21 protein-coding genes, 1 rRNA gene and 1 riboswitch are annotated in these 22790 nt (G+C 70.7%); of the genes, 16 read left to right on the forward strand and 6 right to left on the reverse strand.

The annotated features are described in order from the left end of the window. Positions 1-136: 136 nt before the first annotated feature. The 11 genes from rrf to ACIP84_RS07445 all read left to right on the forward strand — a co-directional run bounded on the left by rrf (position 137) and on the right by ACIP84_RS07445 (position 10893). Positions 137-253 (forward strand): 5S ribosomal RNA (rrf, locus tag ACIP84_RS07395). Positions 254-403: 150 nt separating this feature from the next. Then, the gene (locus ACIP84_RS07400) at positions 404-1012 is read left to right on the forward strand and encodes a CDP-alcohol phosphatidyltransferase family protein (RefSeq protein ID WP_355970173.1); all 609 of its coding nucleotides are present in this window, start codon (positions 404-406) and stop codon (positions 1010-1012) included. A 116-nt stretch (positions 1013-1128) separates the two neighbouring features. Beyond that, positions 1129-3624, forward strand: coding sequence for a mannose-1-phosphate guanyltransferase (locus ACIP84_RS07405; RefSeq protein ID WP_355970176.1), 2496 nt, complete (start codon positions 1129-1131; stop codon positions 3622-3624). A gap of 101 nt (positions 3625-3725) precedes the next feature. Then, the gene (locus ACIP84_RS07410; RefSeq protein ID WP_401795747.1) at positions 3726-4655 is read left to right on the forward strand and encodes a DUF881 domain-containing protein; all 930 of its coding nucleotides are present in this window, start codon (positions 3726-3728) and stop codon (positions 4653-4655) included. Next, positions 4652-4984 (forward strand): small basic family protein, encoded by a 333-nt coding sequence (locus tag ACIP84_RS07415; protein ID WP_015032176.1) that lies wholly within the window; start codon positions 4652-4654, stop codon positions 4982-4984. Before ACIP84_RS07410 ends, ACIP84_RS07415 begins: the two co-directional genes overlap by 4 nt. Before the next feature lie 5 nt (positions 4985-4989). Continuing rightward, on the forward strand, positions 4990-5988 hold the full coding sequence (locus tag ACIP84_RS07420) for a DUF881 domain-containing protein (protein WP_401795750.1): 999 nt from the start codon (positions 4990-4992) through the stop codon (positions 5986-5988). A gap of 58 nt (positions 5989-6046) precedes the next feature. Further along, positions 6047-7009, forward strand: a complete 963-nt coding sequence (locus ACIP84_RS07425) for an FHA domain-containing protein (protein WP_355970192.1) — start codon at positions 6047-6049, stop codon at positions 7007-7009. Positions 7010-7038: 29 nt separating this feature from the next. After that, complete coding sequence (locus ACIP84_RS07430) at positions 7039-7782, forward strand: MerR family transcriptional regulator (RefSeq protein WP_355970183.1); 744 nt, start codon at positions 7039-7041, stop codon at positions 7780-7782. A gap of 166 nt (positions 7783-7948) precedes the next feature. After that, on the forward strand, positions 7949-8422 hold the full coding sequence (locus ACIP84_RS07435; protein ID WP_015032172.1) for a bifunctional nuclease family protein: 474 nt from the start codon (positions 7949-7951) through the stop codon (positions 8420-8422). A gap of 192 nt (positions 8423-8614) precedes the next feature. Then, entirely contained in the window at positions 8615-9292 is a 678-nt protein-coding gene (locus ACIP84_RS07440; RefSeq protein ID WP_355970186.1) for a MerR family transcriptional regulator, read from the forward strand. A gap of 161 nt (positions 9293-9453) precedes the next feature. Continuing rightward, entirely contained in the window at positions 9454-10893 is a 1440-nt protein-coding gene (locus ACIP84_RS07445) for a DNA polymerase IV (RefSeq protein ID WP_401795755.1), read from the forward strand. A 428-nt stretch (positions 10894-11321) separates the two neighbouring features. Here ACIP84_RS07445 and ACIP84_RS07450 read toward each other — a convergent pair whose 3' ends face one another. Beyond that, the gene (locus ACIP84_RS07450) at positions 11322-11687 is read right to left on the reverse strand and encodes a PRC-barrel domain-containing protein (protein WP_073901970.1); all 366 of its coding nucleotides are present in this window, start codon (positions 11685-11687) and stop codon (positions 11322-11324) included. A 113-nt stretch (positions 11688-11800) separates the two neighbouring features. Further along, positions 11801-11900, forward strand: a riboswitch (glycine riboswitch). Between the two features lie 177 nt (positions 11901-12077). Between ACIP84_RS07450 and gcvP the strand changes: the two genes are divergently transcribed. After that, the gene (gene gcvP, locus ACIP84_RS07455; protein WP_401795758.1) at positions 12078-14963 is read left to right on the forward strand and encodes an aminomethyl-transferring glycine dehydrogenase; all 2886 of its coding nucleotides are present in this window, start codon (positions 12078-12080) and stop codon (positions 14961-14963) included. Between the two features lie 92 nt (positions 14964-15055). On the opposite strand, the gene ACIP84_RS07460 is transcribed toward gcvP, so the two are convergent. Beyond that, a complete protein-coding gene (locus tag ACIP84_RS07460) occupies positions 15056-15262 on the reverse strand; it encodes a DUF5999 family protein (protein WP_355958209.1) in 207 nt (68 codons plus the stop codon). Positions 15263-15592: 330 nt separating this feature from the next. Further along, positions 15593-16183 carry a hypothetical protein gene (locus ACIP84_RS07465; protein WP_355958211.1) on the reverse strand — a complete coding sequence of 197 codons (591 nt, stop codon included), beginning with the start codon at positions 16181-16183 and terminating at the stop codon, positions 15593-15595. Between the two features lie 480 nt (positions 16184-16663). Here ACIP84_RS07465 and ACIP84_RS07470 point away from each other — a divergent pair, with 480 nt between their 5' ends. Then, positions 16664-18163: a glutamate--cysteine ligase gene (locus ACIP84_RS07470; RefSeq protein ID WP_401795763.1), complete on the forward strand. Its 1500-nt coding sequence runs from the start codon at positions 16664-16666 to the stop codon at positions 18161-18163. A gap of 122 nt (positions 18164-18285) precedes the next feature. Continuing rightward, positions 18286-19068: a CPBP family intramembrane glutamic endopeptidase gene (locus ACIP84_RS07475; protein ID WP_401795765.1), complete on the forward strand. Its 783-nt coding sequence runs from the start codon at positions 18286-18288 to the stop codon at positions 19066-19068. A gap of 118 nt (positions 19069-19186) precedes the next feature. Here the strand turns inward: ACIP84_RS07475 and ACIP84_RS07480 are convergent, their stop codons facing one another. Then, a complete protein-coding gene (locus tag ACIP84_RS07480) occupies positions 19187-19996 on the reverse strand; it encodes a PhzF family phenazine biosynthesis protein (RefSeq protein ID WP_401795768.1) in 810 nt (269 codons plus the stop codon). 365 nt (positions 19997-20361) lie between these two features. Here ACIP84_RS07480 and ACIP84_RS07485 point away from each other — a divergent pair, with 365 nt between their 5' ends. Further along, positions 20362-20991: a PadR family transcriptional regulator gene (locus tag ACIP84_RS07485; protein WP_187623566.1), complete on the forward strand. Its 630-nt coding sequence runs from the start codon at positions 20362-20364 to the stop codon at positions 20989-20991. A gap of 226 nt (positions 20992-21217) precedes the next feature. Here ACIP84_RS07485 and ACIP84_RS07490 read toward each other — a convergent pair whose 3' ends face one another. Together ACIP84_RS07490 and ACIP84_RS07495 are read right to left on the reverse strand one after the other, a co-directional pair. Further along, positions 21218-21646, reverse strand: a complete 429-nt coding sequence (locus tag ACIP84_RS07490; protein ID WP_401795771.1) for an SRPBCC family protein — start codon at positions 21644-21646, stop codon at positions 21218-21220. 69 nt (positions 21647-21715) lie between these two features. After that, positions 21716-21940, reverse strand: coding sequence for a hypothetical protein (locus ACIP84_RS07495; protein WP_355958220.1), 225 nt, complete (start codon positions 21938-21940; stop codon positions 21716-21718). Positions 21941-22136: 196 nt separating this feature from the next. Between ACIP84_RS07495 and ACIP84_RS07500 the strand changes: the two genes are divergently transcribed. Next, positions 22137-22772 carry a Clp protease N-terminal domain-containing protein gene (locus ACIP84_RS07500; RefSeq protein ID WP_401795774.1) on the forward strand — a complete coding sequence of 212 codons (636 nt, stop codon included), beginning with the start codon at positions 22137-22139 and terminating at the stop codon, positions 22770-22772. The last annotated feature ends 18 nt before the right edge of the window (positions 22773-22790 follow it).

A 22790-nucleotide genomic window follows, 5' to 3' on the forward strand; every position in this document is an offset into this window, starting at 1 on the left:
CGGATGTGGAAGCCCAGTAATGGGTGGAGCTGACCGGTACTAATAGGCCGAGGGCTTGTCCTCAGTTGCTCGCGTCCACTGTGTTAGTTCTGAAGTAACGACCGTGTTGTCATCCGGTTGGTTAACTTCATAGAGTTTCGGTGGTCATAGCGTTAGGGAAACGCCCGGTTACATTCCGAACCCGGAAGCTAAGCCTTTCAGCGCCGATGGTACTGCAGGGGGGACCCTGTGGGAGAGTAGGACGCCGCCGAACAATCTTTAGCCTCAACCCCCGGACCATGTCCGGGGGTTGAGGCATTTTTGCGTTCTGGGCCCGGCCCGGCGCCCCCTGTGCGTCGGGGCGTTGTGGCTGCGGGTAAGGTCAGGGGGCATCGTCCGTACGTTCCCAGCAGGAGGCCCCCGGGTGGAGGTCCAGGAGACCCGTGTTCAGACCGACCGGGTCCTCACCATCCCCAACATTCTCAGCATGGCGCGTCTTGCCGGCGTGCCGCTGTTTCTGTGGTTGATTCTCCGTCCGGAGTTCGGTGGCCCCAACAGTGACGGCTGGGCGCTTCTCGTCCTGATGGTCAGTGGTGTCAGCGACTATCTCGACGGCAAACTGGCCCGGCGCTGGAACCAGATCAGCAACCTCGGTCGGTTGCTCGATCCCGCGGCCGACCGGCTGTACATCCTGTCCACGCTCGTGGGTCTCACCTGGCGCGAGATCCTGCCGTGGTGGCTGACCGCCGCCCTCCTGGCGCGCGAGGCCATGCTCCTGGTGATGGTGGCAATCCTCCGCAGGCACGGTTACCCGCCGCCGCAGGTGAACTTCCTCGGCAAAGCTGCGACTTTCAACTTGATGTACGCGTTCCCGTTGCTGCTTCTCAGTGACGGAACGGGCTGGCTTTCGTCACTCGCTGAAGTTTTCGGGTGGGCCTTCGCCGGATGGGGTACAACTCTGTATTGGTGGGCAGGGATCCTCTACGTGGTCCAGGTCCGTCGACTCGTGAAGACGGATACCGCGGCCGATTGAGCCCGTCCGTCCTGTGCCGAGCAGCGTCGCCGGCAACAACGAGGACGCCCCAGGGCCCCTGAGCGGACAGGTGAAGTCGGCAGGACCGTCGTCTCTTCAAGGAGGACGCTTCCGACATGAAGGCCGTTGTGATGGCCGGTGGCGAAGGAACACGCCTTCGCCCTATGACCTCGAGCATGCCCAAGCCTCTACTGCCGGTGGTGAACCGGCCGATCATGGAGCATGTCCTACGACTGCTCAAGAGGCACGGTCTCAACGAGACCGTCGTGACCGTGCAGTTCCTTGCCTCTCTCGTCAGGAACTACTTCGGTGACGGCGAGGAACTCGGAATGGAGCTCACGTATGCCAACGAGGAGAAGCCACTCGGTACAGCGGGCAGTGTGAAGAACGCCGAGGAGGCGTTGAAGGACGACACCTTCCTCGTCATCTCGGGGGACGCCCTCACCGATTTCGATCTTTCCGATCTCATCGCCTTTCACAAGGAGAAGGGCGGCCTCGTCACGGTCTGTCTCACCCGCGTGCCGAATCCACTGGAATTCGGCATCACGATCGTCGACGAAGAGGGCAAGGTCGAGCGCTTCCTGGAGAAACCCACCTGGGGCCAGGTCTTCTCCGACACCGTGAACACGGGCATCTACGTGATGGAGCCCGAAGTCTTCGACTACGTCCAGGCAGACGCCTCCGTGGACTGGTCGGGTGATGTCTTTCCTCAGTTGATGAAGGAAGGCAAGCCGATCTACGGCTACGTCGCCGAGGGCTACTGGGAGGACGTGGGCACCCACGAGAGTTATGTGAAGGCCCAGGCGGACGTCCTCGAGGGCAAGGTCCAGGTCGACATCGACGGCTTCGAGATCTCGCCGGGCGTGTGGGTCGCCGAAGGCGCCGAGGTCCACCCCGACGCCGTGCTGCGGGGACCGCTCTTCGTCGGTGACTACGCCAAGGTCGAGGCCGGCGCCGAGATCCGCGAGCACACCGTCGTCGGCTCGAACGTCGTCGTGAAGAGCGGTGCCTTCCTCCACAAGGCCGTCGTCCACGACAACGTCTACATCGGGCAGCAGAGCAATCTGCGCGGCTGTGTGATCGGGAAGAACACCGACATCATGCGGGCCGCCCGGATCGAGGACGGAGCCGTCATCGGGGACGAGTGCCTGATCGGTGAGGAATCGATCGTGCAGGGCAACGTCCGGGTCTACCCGTTCAAGACGATCGAGGCCGGCGCGTTCGTCAACACCTCGGTCATCTGGGAGTCCCGTGGGCAGGCCCACCTCTTCGGGGCCCGAGGGGTCTCCGGCATCCTCAACGTGGAGATCACCCCGGAACTGGCCGTCCGTCTGGCGGGGGCGTACGCCACGACCCTGAAGAAGGGCGCGACCGTCACCACGGCCCGTGACCACTCCCGGGGCGCGCGGGCGCTGAAACGGGCGGTGATCTCAGCGCTGCAGGCCAGCGCCATCGACGTACGGGACCTGGAGAACGTACCGCTTCCGGTGGCACGGCAGCAGACCGCGCGGGGAAGCGCCGGCGGCATCATGGTGCGGACCTCGCCCGGAGTGCCCGACTCCGTGGACATCATGTTCTTCGACGAACGTGGTGCCGACCTGTCACAGGGCGGTCAGCGCAAACTCGACCGGGTGTTCGCGCGGCAGGAGTACCGCCGTGCGTTCCCCGGAGAGATCGGTGACCTCTCCTTCCCGGCGAGCGTCTTCGACTCGTACACCGGGTCCCTGCTGCGGAACGTCGACACCTCCGGGATCGCGGAGGCCGGGCTGAAGGTCGTCGTGGACGCGTCCAACGGCAGCGCCGGGCTCGTACTGCCCAGCCTCCTCGGACGGCTCCAGGTCGACTCGCTGACGATCAACCCCGGGCTCGACGAGTCCCGACCCACCGAGTCGGTCGAGAGCCGGCGGGCCGGGCTCGTACGCCTCGGGGAGATCGTGGCATCCGCGCGGGCCGCGTTCGGGGTGCGGTTCGACCCCGTCGGTGAGCGGCTCTCGCTCGTGGACGAGCGGGGGCGGATCATCGAGGACGACCGGGCGCTCCTGGTCATGCTGGACCTGGTGGCGGCCGAGCGGCGCTCGGGACGGGTCGCGCTGCCGGTGACGACCACACGGATCGCCGAGCAGGTCGCCGCGTACCACGGCACGCAGGTGGAGTGGACGACGACCTCGCCGGACGACCTCACAAGGGTCGGGCGCGAGGAGTCGACGATCTTCGGCGGCGACGGGCGCGGCGGGTTCATCGTGCCCGAGTTCAGCAGCGTCTTCGACGGGGCCGCCGCCTTCGTGCGGCTCATCGGTCTCGTCGCGCGGACCCAGCTCACGCTGAGCCAGATCGACGCGCGGATTCCGCGGGCGCACGTCCTCAAGAGGGACATCGCGACACCGTGGGCCGTGAAGGGGCTCGTGATGCGCCGGGTTGTGGAGGCGGCGGGCAGCCGCTCCGTGGACACCACCGACGGAGTGCGGGTGGTCGAGGCCGACGGGCGGTGGGTGATGGTGCTGCCCGACCCCGCCGAGGCCGTCACCCATCTGTGGGCCGAAGGACCCGACGACGCCTCCGCCCAGGCCCTGCTCGACGAATGGGCCGCAGTGGTCGACAGCGCAGGTAGCTGAGCGGATCGGGCCGGTCGGCGGGGCGCACCCTTCCGGGTGCCTCCCCGCCGGCTGGAGGGGCCATTCGGCGGTAGGCCGTGCGACGTGCGACGATGTGCGGCATGTCGCAGCAGCCCCCCGTTCGGAGCACCGGATCACCGCCGCCGCGCCCGGACGCGTCCATGTCGCTGCTGAACAACGTGATAGACCACGCGCTCGACGACGGTTACGCGGAGGCGACCGCCCGACGCGCCGCCGAGGGCGGTGGGCTGCCCCGTAGCCTGCGGGCCAAGCTGGGTGTCGCCGCGGGCCTGGTGCTCGCCGCCGCCGTGGTGACCGTGGGCGCGGCCGAGGCACGGATCTCCGCGCCCGTCGTCGCCAAGGAACGGCAGGAGCTGATCGACCGGATCGAGGCGGAGACGTCCTCGGCCGAAGAGCTGGAGCAGGACGTCGAGCGGATCCGCTCCGAGGTCGGCGAACGCCAGCGGCAGGCACTCCAGCAGCACGGCGGCGACCAGGCCGAGCTCGTGGGGCTGCTCTCCGGCGCGACGCCCGTGCACGGCCCCGGCGTGAAGCTCGTCGTCAACGACGCCAAGAACACCGACACCGGTGGAGGCGGGCCGCGCGAGAGCAGCGGCTTCTCCGACACGGGCCGGGTGCGCGACCGGGACATGCAGCGCGTCGTCAACGGGCTCTGGGAGTCCGGCGCCGAGGCCGTCGCCATCAACGGTCAGCGGCTCACCTCGCTGTCCGCGATCCGGGCCGCGGGCGACGCCATACTGGTCGACAACAAGCCGCTGGTGCCGCCGTACACCGTCCTCGCGATCGGGGACGGACAGCGGCTGAGCACCGCGTTCCAGGACAGCGCCGACGGGCAGTACCTGCACGCGCTGGTGGAGAACTTCGGGATCAGGAGCGGGATCACGGCGGAGGGCGACGTAAGCCTGCCCGCCGCGCCCAGCCTGACCGTACGTACCGCAGAGCCGAGGGGGGCCGGGGCGGCGACGCCGTCCGGTCGGGCCACGGCCGACACAGGGAAGGGCACATCGTGATCGCCGTACTGGGCCTGATCGTCGGAGTCGTGGTCGGACTGTTGGTCCGCCCCGAGGTTCCGGCGGTGGTCGAGCCCTATCTTCCGATCGCCGTGGTCGCCGCCCTCGACGCGGTCTTCGGCGGCCTCAGGGCCATGCTCGACGGGATCTTCGTCGACAAGGTCTTCGTGGTCTCGTTCCTCTCCAACGTGGTCGTGGCCGCCCTGATCGTCTTCCTCGGCGACAAGCTGGGTGTGGGCGCGCAGCTGTCGACCGGTGTGGTCGTCGTGCTGGGCATCCGGATCTTCTCCAACGCGGCCGCCATCCGGCGCCATGTCTTCCGGGCGTGAGGCCGATGAGCGAGAACCCGCAGAACCCTGAGAACGCCGGGAACCCCCAGAACTCGGAGGGTGCCGAGAACGCCGAGAGCACGGGGAGTTCCGTGAACTCCGGCGGCGAGCGGGAGCCCGGGAGCCTCCGGAAGCCGCAGAGCCCCGCCAGGCCCGAGAGCGTGGGCGAGCCCGCGCGTGGCGGAGCGGCGGGAGAGCACGAGGCGCCCTCGGACTCCGTCCACGACACGACCGCGGACCACGACGTCCGCGTACCCGTGCCGCCGGCGGCCCCCGCGGCCGAGCCGAGCGGGCGGCGGCGGCTCGCCTCGGCCGTGTGGCCGCCCCGGGTGACCCGGGCCCAGCTCGTCGTCGCGCTGCTGCTGTTCGTCCTCGGTCTCGGCCTGGCCATCCAGGTCTCCTCGACCAGCGACAACAGCGCCCTGCGCGGGGCGCGTCAGGAGGACCTGGTCCGGATCCTCGACGAGCTCGACGACCGTACGCAGCGCCTGGAGGACGAGAAGGCCCGCCTGGAGAAGCAGCGCACCGAGCTGGAGTCCAGCTCGGACCAGGCCGAGGAGGCCCGCAAGCAGACCCAGGAGAAGGAGCAGCAGCTCGGGATCCTGGCCGGCACCGTCGCGGCCGAGGGTCCCGGCATCACGCTGACCGTCGGCGACCCGACCGGGGCCGTCGAGTCGGACATGCTGCTCGACGCCATCCAGGAGCTGCGCGCCGCCGGCGCCGAGGCGATCCAGGTCAACGGTGTCCGGGTGGTCGCGGACAGTTATTTCACCGGTGGCGGTGATGACATGCGGATCGATGGAACGAAGGTGACCGCTCCGTACGTCTTCAAGGTCATCGGCAAGCCGGAGGATCTCGAGCCCGCGCTCAACATCCCCGGCGGTGTCGTGCAGACCCTGGAGAAGGAGCAGGCCACAGCCACGGTGGAGCGGTCGGCGAAGATCATCGTCGATGCCTTGCGACCCGCGAAGCGGCCTGACTACGCTCAGTCGTCCTCGCAGTGAGAGGGAGACAAGGGGTCCCGCGACAAGGGCAAGACGTTGCGGGGGGTCGGCGCACCACATCGGTGGTGCGTGGTGGAAACTGTCCGGAGGATACGGACGTTGTGAAGGTGTCCGGGTCGGCAGGTGTGATGGATCTCGGTTCGTCCTGCCCCACGGGCGGGTCTGTTTCGGTCAAGGGGAATCGCCCGTGAGTTTTTTTGCGAAGTTGTTCGGCAAGAGCGGACGCGAGGACGGCGGTAACGCCAAGCACCGCGCGTCGCGCCACGCCCAGAGCGAGGAGCAGGGCGGCGAACGCCCGCTCTTCCGCGATGAGGTCGGCGGTCAGGGCGGTGACGTTCCAGGCGCGTACGGCGCGTCGTCTGTTGACCCCGCCGGGGCCGCCCGCATAGGTTTCGGAGAACCATCAGCCTCAGGTACGGGTGGAGGGTTCACCCCCGATCCGTACGCGACACAGACCTCGGCGGGGCAGCCGCGGCAGGAGGATGCGTCCATGCCGGTGTGTACGAGGTGCGGTCACCGCAACGCGGCCGACAGCCGCTTCTGCTCCCACTGCGGTACGCCGCTGCGGGGCGGAGTCGCACCCGAGCGGGCTTCCGAGACGACGTCCACGATCTCCATCTCGGGCCTTGAGGCCTACGACGCGGAGGTCACCGGCCAGACCCAGCTGCCCTCGCTCTCTCCCGAGGCGCTGGCGGCCGTCGAGGCACTGCCGTCCGGTTCCGCGCTTCTCGTGGTGCGTCGTGGACCGAACTCCGGCAGCCGCTTCCTGCTCGACGGCGAGCTGACCACGGCCGGCCGTCACCCGCAGAGCGACATCTTCCTGGACGACTTCACGGTCTCCCGGCGCCATGTCGAGTTCCGGCGGGCCCAGGACGGCAGCTTCACCGTCGCCGACGTCGGCAGCCTCAACGGCACGTACGTCAACCGCGAGCCGATCGACTCGGTCGTTCTGTCCAACGGCGACGAGGTGCAGATCGGTAAGTACCGCCTGGTCTTCTACTCGAGCCAGCGGGGCATGTAGCGCCTCGGAGAAGCCTTCAGGGAAGGTCCATGCTGCGAACACCGACGGGCGGTGCCGGTTCCGGCACCGCCACCGCGGGCGACCGGCTGGTCAGCATCGGCACGGTGCTGAACCAGTTGCGTGACGAATTTCCCGAAGTGACCATCTCCAAGATCCGGTTCCTGGAGGCCGAGGGGCTCGTGGAGCCCCGGCGTACGGCCTCCGGGTACCGGAAGTTCAGCCCGCAGGATGTCGAGCGGCTCGCTCAGATCCTGCGGATGCAGCGGGACCACTACCTTCCGCTGAAGGTCATCCGTGAGCACCTGGACGCCCTCGCCAGGGGAGAGCAGATCAAGCTCCCGGCCCCCGGGCGTCGACGGGACCTGCTCGAAGGGGCCTGGGAGCAGGACGCCGAGCCTCCCACCGCCGCGCGGATCGGGCGGGCCGAGCTGCTGGCCGCGGCCGAGGTCACCGAGGCGGAGCTCCTCGAGTGGGAGTCGTACGGTCTGATCTCCGAGACGGACGGCGGCGGGTACGACCCCGAGACCGTGACCGTCGCGCGGCTCGTCGCGGATCTGGGGCGCTTCGGACTCGAACCCCGGCACCTGAGGGCCGTCAAGGCCGCCGCGGACCGCGAGGCCGGACTGATCGAGCAGGTCGTCGCGCCGCTGCGCCGGCATCGCAACCCGCAGACCAGAGCCCATGCGGAGGCCACCGCGCAGGAGCTCGCCGCGCAGTCGGTGCGGTTGCACGCCGCACTCGTTCAGACCGCGCTCGGGATTCGGCTGCAATGAGCTCGTGAGGGGCGTTCGGGACCGGCTCGCGCCCGGTTCCTGCCGGGTTCGTACCCGCGTTCCTATCGGATTCGTGCCCGGTTCGCGCCGGGTTCGAGGCGTCTCGGGGGCGGGCTTGGGAGGGCCCGACTATCCAAACCGGCCGCGCACGTCCTAGGGTTGCTGTGTGAACGAGCTCGACGTTGTGGGTGTCCGGGTGGAAATGCCCTCCAACCAGCCGATCGTGCTCCTGCGTGAAGTGGGAGGCGATCGGTACCTCCCCATCTGGATCGGACCGGGTGAGGCGACCGCGATCGCCTTCGCCCAGCAGGGGATGGCCCCTCCGCGGCCGCTGACGCACGACCTGTTCAAGGACGTGCTGGAGGCCGTGGGACAGGAGCTCACCGAAGTCCGCATCACGGATCTGCGTGACGGGGTCTTCTACGCCGAGCTGGTCTTCGCCAGCGGCGTCGAGGTGAGCGCGCGGCCTTCGGACGCGATAGCCCTGGCCCTCCGGACCGGAACGCCGATCTACGGCAGTGACGGTGTGCTGGACGACGCCGGCATCGCGATTCCGGACGAGCAGGAGGACGAGGTGGAGAAGTTCCGCGAGTTCCTCGACCAGATCTCACCGGAGGATTTCGGGACCAACAGTCAGTGAGCCGAAGCGGCGCGGCCGAAGGCCGTTCGCGGGGTGCTGTCAGAGCATTCGAGTAGCCTTTCCCCGGCGAGAGAGACGCGAAACCACTCTCAGGGTGATTATCACTCGGCGTGCCGAGTGTGGCGATCGTTGACGCACCCCGAGTGACTGCCTACCTTCGTGTGGGCAGGTCAAGGACGGAGGGTCGGCGTGATGAGCAGCGCGGACGGTACGGCAGGGAGCTCGCTCGGACGCGTGTCCGGAGAGAGCGGTCCGTATCCGCTTCACGGCAGTGTGGGCGACTTCGGTACGGGATCGGGCACGGACGCCGGTGCGGGGGGTGGCGCAGCCGCGGGACCCGGGGGCGCTTCCGGTGCCGGTTCCGGCGTGGCGGGCGAGACGGTGGGCTATCGCGGTCCCACGGCCTGCGCGGCGGCCGGGATCACCTATCGCCAACTGGACTACTGGGCGCGTACGGGGCTCGTGGAGCCGAGCGTGCGGCCCGCGTACGGGTCGGGGACCCAGCGGCTCTACAGCTTCCGCGACGTCGTCGTGCTGAAGATCGTCAAGCGCTTCCTCGACACCGGGGTCGCCCTCCAGAACATCCGGGCCGCGGTGCAGCACCTGCGCGCGCGGGGCTTCCGCGACCTGGAGCGGATGACGCTCATGAGCGACGGGGCCACGGTGTACGAGTGCTCCTCGCCGGACGAGGTCGTCGATCTGCTCCAGGGCGGGCAGGGCGTCTTCGGCATCGCGGTCGGCGTGGTGTGGCGGGACGTCGAGGCGGCGCTCTCGCAGCTGCACGGGGAGCGGGTCGACACGGGCGAGACGCTCGTGGGGCACAACCCTGGGGACGAGCTGGCGCGGAGGCGGCGGGACCGGGCGGTCTGAGGGCGGGACCGGGTGGCCTGAGGGGTGGGGCCGGGTGGTCTGAGGGCGGCTCCGGCTCCGGCTGAGGGGTTGCCGCCTTGGTGGCGCTTTGGTGTCGCGTCGTCGCCGGCAGGCTTGCGTCGTGCGGCCCGTTGTCAGTGGTGTGAGGCAGCATCGGACGTGTGAGAGCCGCGCCCACCATCCTCCATCTCGACATGGATGCCTTCTTCGCCGCCGCCGAGCAGGCGTCGAAGCCCAGCCTGCGCGGAAAGCCCGTGGTCGTCGGAGGCCTCGGGCCACGGGGTGTGGTCGCCACCGCCTCGTACGAGGCGCGCCGCTTCGGAGTCCACTCGGCCATGCCCATGGGCCAGGCGCGGCGGCTCGCGCCGAACGCGGCCTATCTCGTGCCCCGCTTCTCGTTCTACCGCTCGATCAGCGAGCAGGTCATGGAGCTGCTCGGACGGCTCTCCCCGCTCGTGGAGCCGCTCAGCCTCGACGAGGCCTTCGTGGATCTCGAGGCGGGGGGCGTGGCCGACGACAGCGCGAGCGCGCGTGCGGCCGGTGAGCGGCTGCGGGTCGACATCCTGGCGACGACGGGGCTCACGGGGTCCGTGGGGCTCGCCGGATCCAAGATGATCGCGAAGATCGCCTCCGAGGAGGCGAAGCCCGACGGCCTCGTGCTGATCGAACCGGGGACGGAGCGGGAGCTTCTCGCGCCGCGTTCGGTCCGGATCCTGCCCGGCGTCGGGCCGGCGACCGGGGAGCACCTCCGGCGGGCCGGGATGACCACCGTGTCCGACCTCGCGGAAGCGGGCGAGGACGAGCTCGTACGGCTCCTGGGACGGGCGCACGGGGCCTCGCTGTACCTGATGGCCCAGGGGTACGACGATCGGCCCGTGGTGGCCGAGCGGGACGCCAAATCGGTCTCGGTCGAGGACACGTTCGACGTCGACCTGCACGACCGGGTCCGGATCAGGTCCGAGGTCGAGCGACTCGCGGAGCGGTGTGTGGCGAGGCTGCGGGCCTCCGGGCACTCCGGGCGGACGATCGTCCTGAAGGTGCGGCGCTTCGACTTCTCGACGCTCACGCGCTCCGAGACGCTCCGGGGACCGACGGACGATCCCGGGGTGGTACGGGAGGCGGCGGGGCGGCTGCTCGAGGCGGTGGACACGACCGGGGGCGTGCGGTTGCTGGGGGTCGGCGTGAGCGGGCTCGCGGACTATACGCAGGAGGATCTGTTCGCTCAGGCGGAGGCGGCGGAGGCGGCGGAGGCGGCGGCGGAGGGGGCTGCGGCGTCGGTTGCCGCGTCGGCTTCGGCTTCGGGTTCCCCTTCGGTCGACGGGGCGGGGGGTGATGTGGCTGCGGCCGTGACCGGAGTGTCGGCTGTGTCGGCTGTGGCCCCTGTTGAGCCTGAGGCTGAGCCCGTGGAGCGGCGCTGGGCGCCCGGGCATGACGTGCGGCATGCCGTGTACGGCGCGGGGTGGGTGCAGGGGAGTGGGGTCGGGCGCGTGACGGTGCGGTTCGAGGAGCCGGGGTCGGAGCCGGGGCGGGTGCGGACCTTTGCGGTGGACGACCCGGAGCTGGAGCCGGGGGAGGCGTTGCCGCTGGTGGGGCGGGGGTGAGGGGCGGGTCCCGTGGTGCCGGTGGCCGGTGGCGGTGACCGCGGGTGGGCTGGGGCGGGCTTGGGGGCGGGCTTGGGGCGTGTGCGGCCTGCGGCCGGGCGTGGGTTCCCGCCCGTACCACCCGTGCGAGCGGTGGCGGAGGTGCGGGTGCTCCCACCGACCGCGCGTGCTGCTGGGCGGGCGGAGGTGCCGGTTTCCCGTGGGGTGGGAGCGCCGTCGTCGGCTGCGGCTGAGTCGAGGGCGGCCACGATGCGACGGGCGGCCCCGGCCGGCCGCAGGCGGGCGGCCGGGGCCGCCCGCCTGCGGCCGGACCGATGGACTTCCCCGACCCCTGTCCGGTGGTGGACCCGTCGGGTCGGCCGAAGGGCTCTCGCCTCGGCGGGCCGCCCTCCTGACACGCCGCGGCCGGCGGCCCCCTGCCCGGTGGGCTACTGGCCTGCCAGGTGGCCGAAGTCTGTGTCCGGGGTGTCCGTGGGGGGCGGAGGGAGCGCCAGGCTGTAGTGGCGGTAGAGCTGGAGCTCCTGTTCCGGGGAGAGGTGGCGGCCCACGCCGAAGTCGGGGGCGTCCTTGATCAGGGCGCGCTCGTACGGGATGTGGAGTCCGTTGTCGATGAGTTCGCTCGGCTCCAGGGGGACGAAGGCGTCCCGGCTGAACAGACCCGTGCGGACCGCTGCCCACTCCGGGATGCCGGTCGCGTCGTCCAGGTACACCTCGTCCACGGTTCCGATCTTGTGTCCGTTCCGGTCGTACGCCTTGCGGCCGATCAGGCTGCGCGGATCGATATCGGTCTGCACGGTCCCTCCAACTGGTCGCAACTGCTCTACACCCCTACGAAAGTGCACAACTGGGATGTCGGCCACTTGAGCGATGGAAGCCGCAACCGCGCTGGTAGGCTGGCTGTGGCTGTCGACCCCGTGCGGGAGAGTCCCCCGGAGAAACCTTCCGGTGGGCGCCGAAGGAGCAAATCCTCCCCGGAATCTCTCAGGCCCCTGTACCGCGCGGACGAGGTCACTCTGGAAAGCAGAGCGGTGTCCGACGGCATGCGCTCTCACCGACGGTGAAAGCCGGCGTGCCCTGAGGCGTGCCGGTGAAACTCTCAGGTTGAGATGACAGAGGGGGAGGCCGTCCGGGTACCCGCGCCGTGGTGCCCCTCGCAGGTCGTGACGACCAGGAGGCCTCCGTACATGACCGCCAACCGCATTCCGCTCTCCGAACTCGAACAGGGCATCCCGTTCGAGCAGCGGCACATCGGGCCCGACGCCGAGGCGCGCGCCAAGATGCTCGCCCAGGTCGGTTACGGCTCCCTCGACGAGCTCACGGCCGCCGCGGTGCCGGACGTCATCAAGAACACCGAGGCGCTGGGCCTGCCGGCCGCGCGCACGGAGGCCGAGGTGCTCGCCGAGCTGCGCACGCTCGCCGACCGCAACCAGGTCCTCGCGCCCATGATCGGTCTCGGCTACTACGGGACCTTCACGCCGCCGGTGATCCTCCGGAACGTGATGGAGAACCCCGCCTGGTACACGGCGTACACCCCGTACCAGCCGGAGATCTCTCAGGGGCGCCTCGAGGCCCTGCTGAACTTCCAGACCGTCGTCGCCGACCTGACCGGGCTGCCCACCTCCGGTGCCTCGCTGCTCGACGAGGGCACCGCCGCCGCCGAGGCCATGGCGCTCTCCCGGCGCGTCGGCAAGGTCAAGAACGGTGTCTTCCTCATCGACGCCGACGCCCTGCCGCAGACGATCGCCGTCATCGAGACCCGCGCCGAGCCCACCGGCGTCGAGGTCGTCGTCGCCGACCTGAGCGCGGGGATCCCCGCCGAGGTCGCCGAGCGCGGTGTCTTCGGTGTGCTCATCCAGTACCCCGGCGCCTCCGGTGCCGTGCGGGACATCAAGCCGCTGATCGACGCCGCGCACGAGCTCGGTGCGATCGTCACCGTCGCCGCCGACCTGCTCGCGCTCACCCTGCTCACCTCGCCCGGTGAGCTCGGGGCCGACATCGCCGTCGGCACGACGCAGCGCTTCGGCGTCCCGATGGGCTTCGGCGGTCCCCACGCCGGTTACATGGCCGTCCAGGACAAGCACGCCCGTTCGCTGCCCGGCCGTCTCGTGGGTGTCTCCGTCGACGCCGACGGGAACCGCGCGTACCGCCTGGCCCTGCAGACCCGCGAGCAGCACATCCGCCGCGAGAAGGCCACCAGCAACATCTGTACCGCTCAGGTGCTGCTCGCCGTCATGGCCGGCATGTACGCCGTCTACCACGGTCCCGAGGGCCTCCAGGGCATCGCGCGCCGCACCCACCGGTACGCCGCGATCCTGGCCGCCGGCCTCACCGCCGGGGGCGTGGAACTCACCCAGGGCGCCTTCTTCGACACCCTCACCGCCCGGGTTCCCGGCAAGGCCGACGAGGTCGTCGCCGCCGCCCGTGAGGCCGGTGTGAACCTCTACCGCCTCGACGCGGACCACGTGTCCATGTCGTGCGACGAGACCACCGGGCGCGCCCAGCTGGCCGCCGTGTGGGGTGCCTTCGGCGTGACCGCCGACGTCGAGGCCCTGGACGCCACCACCGAGGACACGCTGCCCGCCGGGCTGCTGCGCTCCGACGCGTACATGACCCACCCGGTCTTCCACGCGCACCGCTCCGAGACCTCGATGCTGCGCTACCTGCGCAAGCTCGCCGACCGCGACTACGCGCTCGACCGCGGCATGATCCCGCTCGGCTCCTGCACGATGAAGCTGAACGCGACGACCGAGATGGAGTCGGTGACCTGGCCCGAGTTCGGTCAGATGCACCCCTTCGCCCCGGTCGAGCAGGCGCAGGGCTACCTCACGCTCATCACCGAGCTCGAGGAGCGTCTCGCCGAGGTCACCGGCTACGACAAGGTGTCGATCCAGCCGAACGCCGGTTCTCAGGGCGAGCTGGCCGGCCTTCTCGCCGTCCGCGCCTACCACCGCGCCAACGGTGACGAGCAGCGCACCGTCTGCCTCATCCCGTCCTCCGCGCACGGCACCAACGCCGCCTCCGCGGTGATGGCCGGCATGAAGGTCGTCGTCGTCAAGACCGCCGACGACGGCGAGGTCGACGTCGCGGACCTGCGCGCCAAGATCGAGCAGTACCGCGACGAGCTGTCCGTGCTGATGATCACCTACCCGTCGACGCACGGCGTCTTCGAGGAGCACGTCGCCGACATCTGCGCCGAGGTCCACGAGGCCGGCGGCCAGGTGTACGTCGACGGCGCCAACCTGAACGCGCTCGTCGGTCTCGCCAAGCCGGGGCACTTCGGTGGCGACGTCTCGCACCTGAACCTGCACAAGACCTTCTGCATCCCGCACGGCGGCGGCGGCCCGGGTGTCGGCCCGGTCGGTGTGCGCGCGCACCTCGCCCCGTACCTGCCGAACCACCCGCTCCAGCCCGCCGCGGGCCCGGAGACCGGCGTCGGCCCGATCTCGGCCGCCCCGTGGGGCTCTGCGGGCATCCTGCCGATCTCGTGGTCGTACGTGCGCCTCATGGGCGGCGAGGGCCTCAAGCGCGCCACGCAGGTCGCCGTCCTCGCGGCGAACTACATCGCCAAGCGCCTCGAGCCGCACTTCCCGGTGCTCTACACCGGCCCGGCCGGTCTGGTCGCCCACGAGTGCATCGTGGACCTCCGCCCGCTGTCCAAGGCGACGGGCGTCACGGTCGACGACATCGCCAAGCGCCTGATCGACTACGGCTTCCACGCGCCGACGATGTCGTTCCCGGTGGCCGGCACGCTGATGATCGAGCCGACCGAGTCCGAGGACCTGACCGAGCTCGACCGCTTCTGCGACACCATGATCGCGATCCGCGCCGAGATCGAGAAGGTCTCCTCGGGCCAGTGGCCCGCCGACGACAACCCGCTGCGCAACGCCCCGCACACCGCGGCCGCGCTGGGCGGCGAGTGGAACCACGCGTACACGCGGGACGAGGCCGTCTTCCCGGCCGGTGTCTCGGCCGCCGACAAGTACTGGCCGCCGGTGCGCCGCATCGACGGTGCCTTCGGCGACCGGAACCTGGTCTGCTCCTGCCCGCCGCTGGACGAGTACGACAACTGAGCATGACGTCGGCCGCGCACGACGGCCGAGCGTGCATACGAGGGCCGGTTCGGAGAACGTCTCCGGGCCGGCCCTCGGCGTTGCGCGTGCCGTCAGGCGGCGGTCGTCACCTGGCCCGCCGACCACGGCCGGTGCGGGGCGATGATCTGCCCGTCCGGCAGCAGTTCGCCGGTGTCCTCGAAGAGCAGGACACCGTTGCACAGCAGGCTCCAGCCCTGCTCCGGGTGGTGTGCCATCAGTCGGGCCGCCTCACGGTCGGCGGAGTCGGCGGTGGGACAGGCAGGCTGGTGCTGGCACATGGGTGGGTTCTTTCGCTGCGTCGTAGTGGATGTCCTGCGGCTCTTCGCGCTCATCGCCGCCCCCGTCGGTCGGTTCGGTTCCGGTCCCAGTCTTGCCCCATGGACGGTCTTCCGCAGGGATTTCGCGGCAGCTCGTCCTTTCCTGGGAAGACGCATCACCCGCAGGGGCGGTTCAGGTCAACTGCACCGTCTCTTTGGGTGGTTCGGAGTGGTCCCAGTGGGCTAGTCCGTCCGGGAGGGGTGTTCGGACGACGCGTTCGGGCCGGGTCGTCGGACAGCAGTGCGCCCCGTGACTCCGGCGGGTCACGGGGCGGACGCTCGTGCGGTGGATCAGGCGGGCGCCGCCGAGCCCAGGAGGGGCGGCGGCGCGAGACGCGTACTCAGCACGGGCAGGAGGTCGGCGACCTGGTACGGGCGGTGGGCCGCGATCCCCGGCGGGGCGGGCGCCAGCGGCACCAGCAGATCCGCCGCGGCCGGGGTGGTGGTGGCACCGTCCGCCTCCGGCTCGGCGTGCAGCCAGAGGGTCAGCATGTACAGCTCCGGTACGGAGAGCAGTCGCGGCTGGTACGGGCCGGGCAGCGCCTCGGCCTGGAGCAGCGCCCGCTCCGTGGCGGTGACGTACGGCCCTTCGAAGAAGTGCGAGAAGGACCAGCCGTCGGGGGTCAGCATGGTGTCCGCCGCGGCGATGGCCCGGCCCCCGTTCCTGATCAGGAAGCGCCAGCCGGCGAGGCGGGTGCGGGGGGCCTGCCCGGGTGTCCGGGCCACGCCGAGGACGTGGACGGGCAGGGGGAGTTCGGGGCTCAGTGGTCCCTGCGCGGCCCGCAGGGCGGGAGTTCGCGCCTCGCGGACGGCGGTCGGTGAGCCGAGGGCCGCGAGGACACTGCGGAGGGCCGGCGCAGGGGCCGGGGAGGGTCGGAGCATGGTGGGTCGCCTCTCACTCAGGAGACACGGTGATGCGTGGGCAGGTACGACGGCGCTGTCGGCGGCGGGGCCAGAGGAGGGCCATGAGGCCATGACCGGGCGCCAACACTCTGCCTCGTCCGCGGAGTTTATACGACACGTGTTCACGGAGTGTTTCCGCTAGACGCCGCCGATATTCCTGGCAAGGCGTCATCAGGCCGTAAATCGGGGGTCGCGGAAGCGGAATCCGAGGGTGGTGGCGCTCCCACCTGCGTATTCCTCGCGGCGCCGGACGGCTGAATTCATTCCCCCGGTTACGGGACAATAGGACATTGGTATATGTCGAATGTTCCATGCCGTCGGGATGTGACCGTGGGGCACAGCATCAAGCCTATCCTCCGACGGCCCTCCTCCGCAGGCGTTGTGGATCAGCGGGGTGGGCATCATCGTCCGTGACGCGCGGCCGTCCTGGCGGCCGCCCACTCGCGGAGGGACGCTTCGATGGGGGAGAAGGTCGTGGCCGACGGGTTCGGCCCGTCCGACCGGCAGCAGTACCGGAGAAAGCTCCAGCAGTGCCTCGCGGGGCTCGCGAGGCTTCTGGCGGAGAAGAGGTTCGACCGTCCCCGAAATCTCATGGGCGTGGAGATCGAACTCAATCTGGCCGGTGCCGACGGACTGCCCCGCATGCTGAACGGGCCGGTTCTCGAAAAGATCGCCAGCTCCGATTTCCAGACGGAACTCGGAATGTTCAACCTGGAAGTGAACATCGCGCCCCACCAGCTCGACGGGCGCGTATTCGACCGGCTCGCGGAGGAGATCGGCACCGGAATCGGATACGCCGACCGCAAGGCCGCGGAACTCGACGCGGGCGTCGTCATGATCGGCATACTGCCGACTCTCACCCAGGACGACCTGGTTCCCGAGAACCTCTCCTCCGCGGACCGCTACACGCTCCTCAACGACCAGATCCTCGCCGCCAGGGGCGAGGACTTCATGCTCGACATCCACGGGGTGGAGAGGCTCCTCTGCACCTCGGAGTCGATCGTTCCGGAGGCGGCCTGCACCTCGGTGCAGCTCCACCTCCAGGTCACGCCGGCCCGCTTCGCCGCCGTGTGGAACGCGGCGCAGGCGGTGTCGGGCGTCCAGATCGCGCTCGGCGCCAACGCCCCCTTCGTCTTCGGCCGCGAACTGTGGCGCGAGTCCCGGCCCCCGCTCTTCACCCAGGCCACCGACACCCGGCCGCCCGAACTCCAGGCCCAGGGCGTCCGGCCGCGCACCTGGTTCGGGGAGCGGTGGGTGGACTCGGTCTACGACCTCTTCGAGGAGAACCTGCGCTACTTCCCCGCGCTGCTGCCGATCTGCGACGAGGAGGACCCGCTGCTCGTCCTCGACCAGGGCGGGGTGCCGCGCCTCCAGGAACTCGTCCTGCACAACGGCACGGTCTACCGCTGGAACCGGCCGGTGTACGGCTGGGTCGACGGCGTCCCGCATCTGCGCGTCGAGAACCGGGTCCTGCCGGCCGGGCCGACCGTCACCGACGTCATCGCCAACGCGGCCTTCTACTACGGGCTCGTCCGTTCCCTCGCCGACGACCCCCGGCCCGTCTGGAGGCGGATGGCGTTCGAGGACGCGGAGGCCAATTTCGACACGGCCTGCCGGCACGGCATCGATGCGGAGCTCCGCTGGCCGCGTTCCGGCCGGGCCGGCGGCATCGCGACCGTCCCCGCGGTACGGCTCGTCCTGGACGAACTGCTGCCGCTCGCGGCGGCCGGGCTCGACGCCTGGCACATCGAACCCGCGGACCGGGACTTCTACCTCGGGGTGATCGAGCAGCGCTGTCTGCGGAAGGTGAACGGCGCCTCCTGGCAGGCCGACACCTTCCACAAGGCGCTGGAGGCGGGCCTCGACCGCGAGGCGGCCCTGGCGGCGACCACCCGCCGCTACCGGAGCCTCATGCACGCGGGGGAGCCGGTGCACACCTGGCCGGTCGGGATCGACTGAGCGCGGCTCCCGGGGTCGCGGGCGGGGGCGGGGGCCGATCATGGCACAGTGATCGGGATGCCGCCGGAACGGCGTCCGTCCGCGACCGGGAAGTGGAGACAGGTGTGGTGTCGGACCAACGAGTGAGTGACGCTTCCCTGCCCCCCGACGGGCTGTCGCGCCGGGTCCTGCGCAACGAGACGCTCATCGTCCTCGCGCTCTCGCTCGGGGCGAGCGCCCTGTCGTCCCTCATCAGCTTCATCGGCTCGCTCACCAAGTCAGGGGCGCTGAAGGAGCAGGCGGCCACGCTCAACGGCTCGTACGCCCCGGGGCGGCCCTGGCTCGACCTGTCCTGGCAGCTCTTCGGCATCGCCTCGGCCCTCGTGCCGGTCCTGCTCGTCGCCCATCTGCTGCTGCGCGAGGGCTCGGGGCTGAAGGCCATCGGCTTCGACCGGACCCGGCCCTGGCCCGACCTCGGGCGCGGGACCCTGGTCGCGGCGGGCATCGGCAGCGCGGGGCTCGCCTTCTACCTGGCGGCGCGGGCGACGGGCTTCAACCTCACCGTGGTGCCCGAGTCGCTGCCCGAGGTGTGGTGGAAGTACCCGGTGCTGATTCTCTCGGCGATCCAGAACTCCGTTCTGGAGGAGGTCATCGTCGTCGGGTATCTGCTGCGCAGACTCGGGCAGTTGGGGTGGACGCCGATGGCCGCGCTGGTGGCGAGCTCGGTGCTGCGCGGCTCGTACCACCTCTACCAGGGGATCGGCGGGTTCGTCGGCAATGTGGTGATGGGAGTGGTCTTCGTCCTGCTGTACCGGCGCTGGGGGCGGGTCGGGCCGCTGGTCGTGGCGCACGCGCTGCTCGACATCGTGGCCTTCGTCGGGTACGGGCTGCTCGCGGGCAAGGTGGGGTGGCTGCCCACCGTGTGAGGCCGCCCCCGGGGAGCGCGGGCAGCGGGGGGACTGGGAAGGGGTACGTCGACGGGGGTGCGTCGAAGGGGGGTACGGGTTCTCCGTACCCCCCTCGCTCGTTCCGCGGGCCTTCGGTTCAGGCGTGCAGGTCGCCTTCGATGACCGTGACCGCGTGACCGTTCAGGAGGGTGCGGTCGCCGCGCAGCCGCGTACGGACGATGCCGGTGCGGGCGCCGCCCTGCAGACCGACCAGGTCGTCGCGGCCGAACCGGGCGGACCAGTAGGGGGCGAGCGCGGTGTGGGCGCTGCCGGTCACCGGGTCCTCGTCGATGCCGACGGCGGGGAAGAAGCCGCGGGACACGAAGTCGTAGCCGCCGTCCGGGTCCTGGGCGGCGGCGGTGGCGATGATGCCGCGGGTCGACAGGACCTTCAGGGCGGCGTGGTCCGGCGCGAGTGCGCGCACGGTGGGCTCGTCGCGCAGCTCGACGACGAGGTCGCCGATGTGGTCGGCCGTGTCGTGGACGGCGACGACCTCGGCGCCGAGCGCCTTCTCCAGGCCGTCGGGGACGGGGGCCGGGGTGAGGTCGGAGGTCGGGAAGTCCATCGTGATCGTGCCGTCGGCCTCGGCGGTGGCGCCGAGGAGGCCGCAGCGGGCCGCGAAGCGGACGGGGCCGCTCGCCGTACCGGTGGAGTGCAGGACGTGGGCCGTGGCCAGTGTGGCGTGGCCGCACATGTCGACCTCGGTGGTGGGGGTGAACCAGCGCAGGGCCCAGTCGGCCTCGCCACCGGCGGGCAGCGGGTGGGCGAAGGCCGTCTCGGAGAGGTTGACCTCCGCGGCGACCCGCTGGAGCCAGGCGTCGTCCGGGAAGGAGTCCAGGAGCAGGACTCCGGCCGGATTGCCGGAGAAGGGCTGGTCGGTGAAGGCGTCGACGATTCGGATCCTCATGGCGCAGACCGTACCGGGGGCCGGATGGGGCGGGCCAAGGCCAATCGGGGAGAACTGGCCCGTGTGGGCGCGCACCGGCACTCCTTCGGCATGGGGGCGGGGACCTAGGCGGACGAGGTGGGTGGGCCCGCGTCCGGTGGACGGGGGCATGGCCTTGGCCCGCGCCATTCCGGCGCGCAGGGGGGTCGTCGGCGATCGGCGGACGACGACGCCGAGCGCGTAGCCGGTGACGAGCGGGCCGGCGGTGGGGATCGGCGGCGGGACGGCCGCGGTTCACTCGCATGCTTGCTCGCCGAACAGTTCCGATATATCGTTGAGCCATCGCGACAGTTCAGCGTATGAAACCCGATGGAAGGAGCGTTGCGATGCGTTCACATGGACACGAGTACGGAAACGGACACGGAGCCGGCCGTGGAGGCTGCGGCCCCGGGCCTCGCGGTGACTTCGAGGGACGGCGCGCGGCGTTCGGACCCTTCGGGCCGGGCTTCGGTGGCGGCGGCCCCTTCGGGGGCGGGCCCTTCGGCGGCGGACGCGGTCACGGGGGCGGCCGGGGACGGGCGCGGCGCGGCGACGTGCGTGCCTCGATCCTGGCGCTCCTCAAGGACCGCCCGATGCACGGCTACGAGATGATCAGGGAGATCGGAGAGCGCAGCGACGGGGCCTGGCGGCCCAGTCCCGGCTCGGTCTACCCCACCCTCCAGATGCTGGAGGACGAGGGTCTGATCACCAGCGCGAGCGAGGGCGGCAAGAAGCTGTTCACGCTCACCGACACCGGACGCGCCGAGGCCGAAGAGGGTCCCGACGCGCCCTGGGAGGACGCCGGGCGCGGTGTCGACTGGGAGGCCATGAACGAGATCCGGCAGGCCGGTTTCGGTCTGATGGAGGCGTTCGGGCAGGTCTGGAAGGCCGGTAGCGCCGAGCAGCGGAAGAAGGCGGTCGGCGTGATCAACGAGGCCCGCAAGAAGCTGTACCTGATCCTGGCCGACGAGCACTGAGCCCGCGCCCGTGACGGGCCGGGAGCGGTCGAAGGGCCCCGTGGCGGTTGCCGCGGGGCCCTTTCGTGCGTCGGGTTCGGGTGGTCGGTCGTCGGCCGGCCGTCCGGTCCGGGGTGAGAGCCGTCCGGCCCGGGTGAGCCGTCCGGTCCGGGAGTGAGCCGTCCGGTCCGGGGTGAGCGCTCCGGTCCGGGGTGCGCCTCTCGCCGTCAGCCCGGGTCGGGCCGGATCAGGCCACCAGGCCCGAGAGCTTGCGCAGCGACTCGGTCAGGGCCGCCGTCGCCGAGTCCTTGAGCTTGCCCGCCATGAGCGAGACCGCCGCGCCGGTGAACTCGCCGTCGATCCGTACGGTCGTGGCGTCCCCCTCCGCCGCCAGTGAGTAGCGGGTGGTGACCAGCACGCCCATCGGCCCCTTGCCCTTGATGGCGAAGGCGCGCTCGGCCTCCAGCTCCTCGACCGTCCAGAGCACCTCGGCGGGGAAACCCATCAGAATCATGTTCTCCGTGAAGGTGGCGCCCGCCTCAAGGGTTGCCGGACCGCCGTTCGGGAAGTTGGTGTGGGTGGCGTTCCACTCGCCGTACGAGGGGAAGTCCACGAGCTGCGCCCAGACCTTTCCGGCCGGTGCCTCGATCCGTGCCTCCGCGCTGACTTCGGCCATGAGACCACCCCTTCACGCGTACCTGCTGGGTTCCGGTGTCGCGGAACGTAGCCGGGTGGCCGTGAACATTCAATACTGATGAACCGTCAGTTCTGCCGTGGCCGGCCCCGTCCCGTCGCCGATCCACCAGATCTCGGACGCGTCGAAGCTGTCCGAGGCGCGGGGCGCCCCGTCCTCCTCGTGGCAGTGGAAGGCCGCCCAGAACAGATCGGCCGGCAGCGCCTCCCGGGGCGCGTACACCCGGTAGACGTACTGCCGCCCGTCGCGCGCGAGCAGAGCCACCATCCAGAACACGCTCGGAAGACGTAGGGGGCAGGGCCTGTGGTTGCGTCAGGGGCGCAGAGCAAGGCGGCGCGCGCCCTGGGAGGGCAACGCGCGCGATCTCATCCGTAAGGAGGAGAAACCGTGCGCGCGTGCCCAACTCCGGTGGGATGCGGACATGCTTCTCCCCGGTGATGTCACGGCCGCCCGAGCCTGATGAGGTGAGAGGGTGCACCGTCCCGTCCCGATTCCCCAGCAGCCGCTCCGGCAGCCCGCCGCCCCGCGCGCCGAACTCGCGCCCTTTCTGACACCGTCCCTCATGGCGGTCGTGACGGGCGCGCGCCGCAGAGCCCTCAGGGACGGCGACCGGCAGATCGACACCGCCCACCTCCTGCACTCGCTCCTCGAGTCCGACCCCGAGGCCGGCGCCGCCTTCGAGGACGGCCGGAAGCTCGCCCGCGTCCTCGGCTACCTCGTCCAGCGGTCCATCGGATACGGGCTCCGCTGGCAGCGCTCGGTCGAGGAATCGGGGGCAGGCCGTCTCCTGCCCGCCACGCGCGGGGTCGAGGGGCGGGGCGGCCGCGGCTCCGGCTGGTCGCCGGCCGCGACCGCGGCCCTCGAGGAGGCCTTCCGGCGGGCCGCGGAACGCGGGGACGCCCAGGCGCGCGGCCTCGACCTCCTCGCCGTCGTCGCCGCCGATCCGGAGAGCCGGGCCGCCGAGGTGCTGCGCCGCGCCGGGGTCGACCCGGCCGCGCTGAGCGCCCGTGCCGGAGCCCCCGCCGGAGCCCGCTTCGAGGCCGGAACGGCCGCTCTGGCGGAAGGCTCCGTTCCATGGCGTGACGAGGAGCCGTCTCAACAGGTGTGACGGGGGTTACGCCCCTGA

This window comes from Streptomyces sp. NPDC088707, from assembly GCF_044752725.1.
Classification (GTDB): Bacteria; Actinomycetota; Actinomycetes; order Streptomycetales; family Streptomycetaceae; genus Streptomyces.

Bases quoted from the DNA above. Each gene is read 5' to 3' on its own strand.
- ACIP84_RS07405 (WP_355970176.1), top strand. From the start codon at position 1,129: ATGAAGGCCGTTGTGATGGCCGGTGGCGAAGGAACACGCCTTCGCCCT.
- ACIP84_RS07410 (WP_401795747.1), top strand. From the start codon at position 3,726: ATGTCGCAGCAGCCCCCCGTTCGGAGCACCGGATCACCGCCGCCGCGC.
- ACIP84_RS07420 (WP_401795750.1), top strand. From the start codon at position 4,990: ATGAGCGAGAACCCGCAGAACCCTGAGAACGCCGGGAACCCCCAGAAC.
- ACIP84_RS07430 (WP_355970183.1), top strand. From the start codon at position 7,039: ATGCTGCGAACACCGACGGGCGGTGCCGGTTCCGGCACCGCCACCGCG.
- ACIP84_RS07440 (WP_355970186.1), top strand. From the start codon at position 8,615: ATGAGCAGCGCGGACGGTACGGCAGGGAGCTCGCTCGGACGCGTGTCC.
- gcvP (WP_401795758.1), top strand. From the start codon at position 12,078: ATGACCGCCAACCGCATTCCGCTCTCCGAACTCGAACAGGGCATCCCG.
- ACIP84_RS07460 (WP_355958209.1), bottom strand. From the start codon at position 15,262: ATGTGCCAGCACCAGCCTGCCTGTCCCACCGCCGACTCCGCCGACCGT.
- ACIP84_RS07465 (WP_355958211.1), bottom strand. From the start codon at position 16,183: ATGCTCCGACCCTCCCCGGCCCCTGCGCCGGCCCTCCGCAGTGTCCTC.
- ACIP84_RS07470 (WP_401795763.1), top strand. From the start codon at position 16,664: ATGGGGGAGAAGGTCGTGGCCGACGGGTTCGGCCCGTCCGACCGGCAG.
- ACIP84_RS07480 (WP_401795768.1), bottom strand. From the start codon at position 19,996: ATGAGGATCCGAATCGTCGACGCCTTCACCGACCAGCCCTTCTCCGGC.
- ACIP84_RS07485 (WP_187623566.1), top strand. From the start codon at position 20,362: ATGCGTTCACATGGACACGAGTACGGAAACGGACACGGAGCCGGCCGT.
- ACIP84_RS07490 (WP_401795771.1), bottom strand. From the start codon at position 21,646: ATGGCCGAAGTCAGCGCGGAGGCACGGATCGAGGCACCGGCCGGAAAG.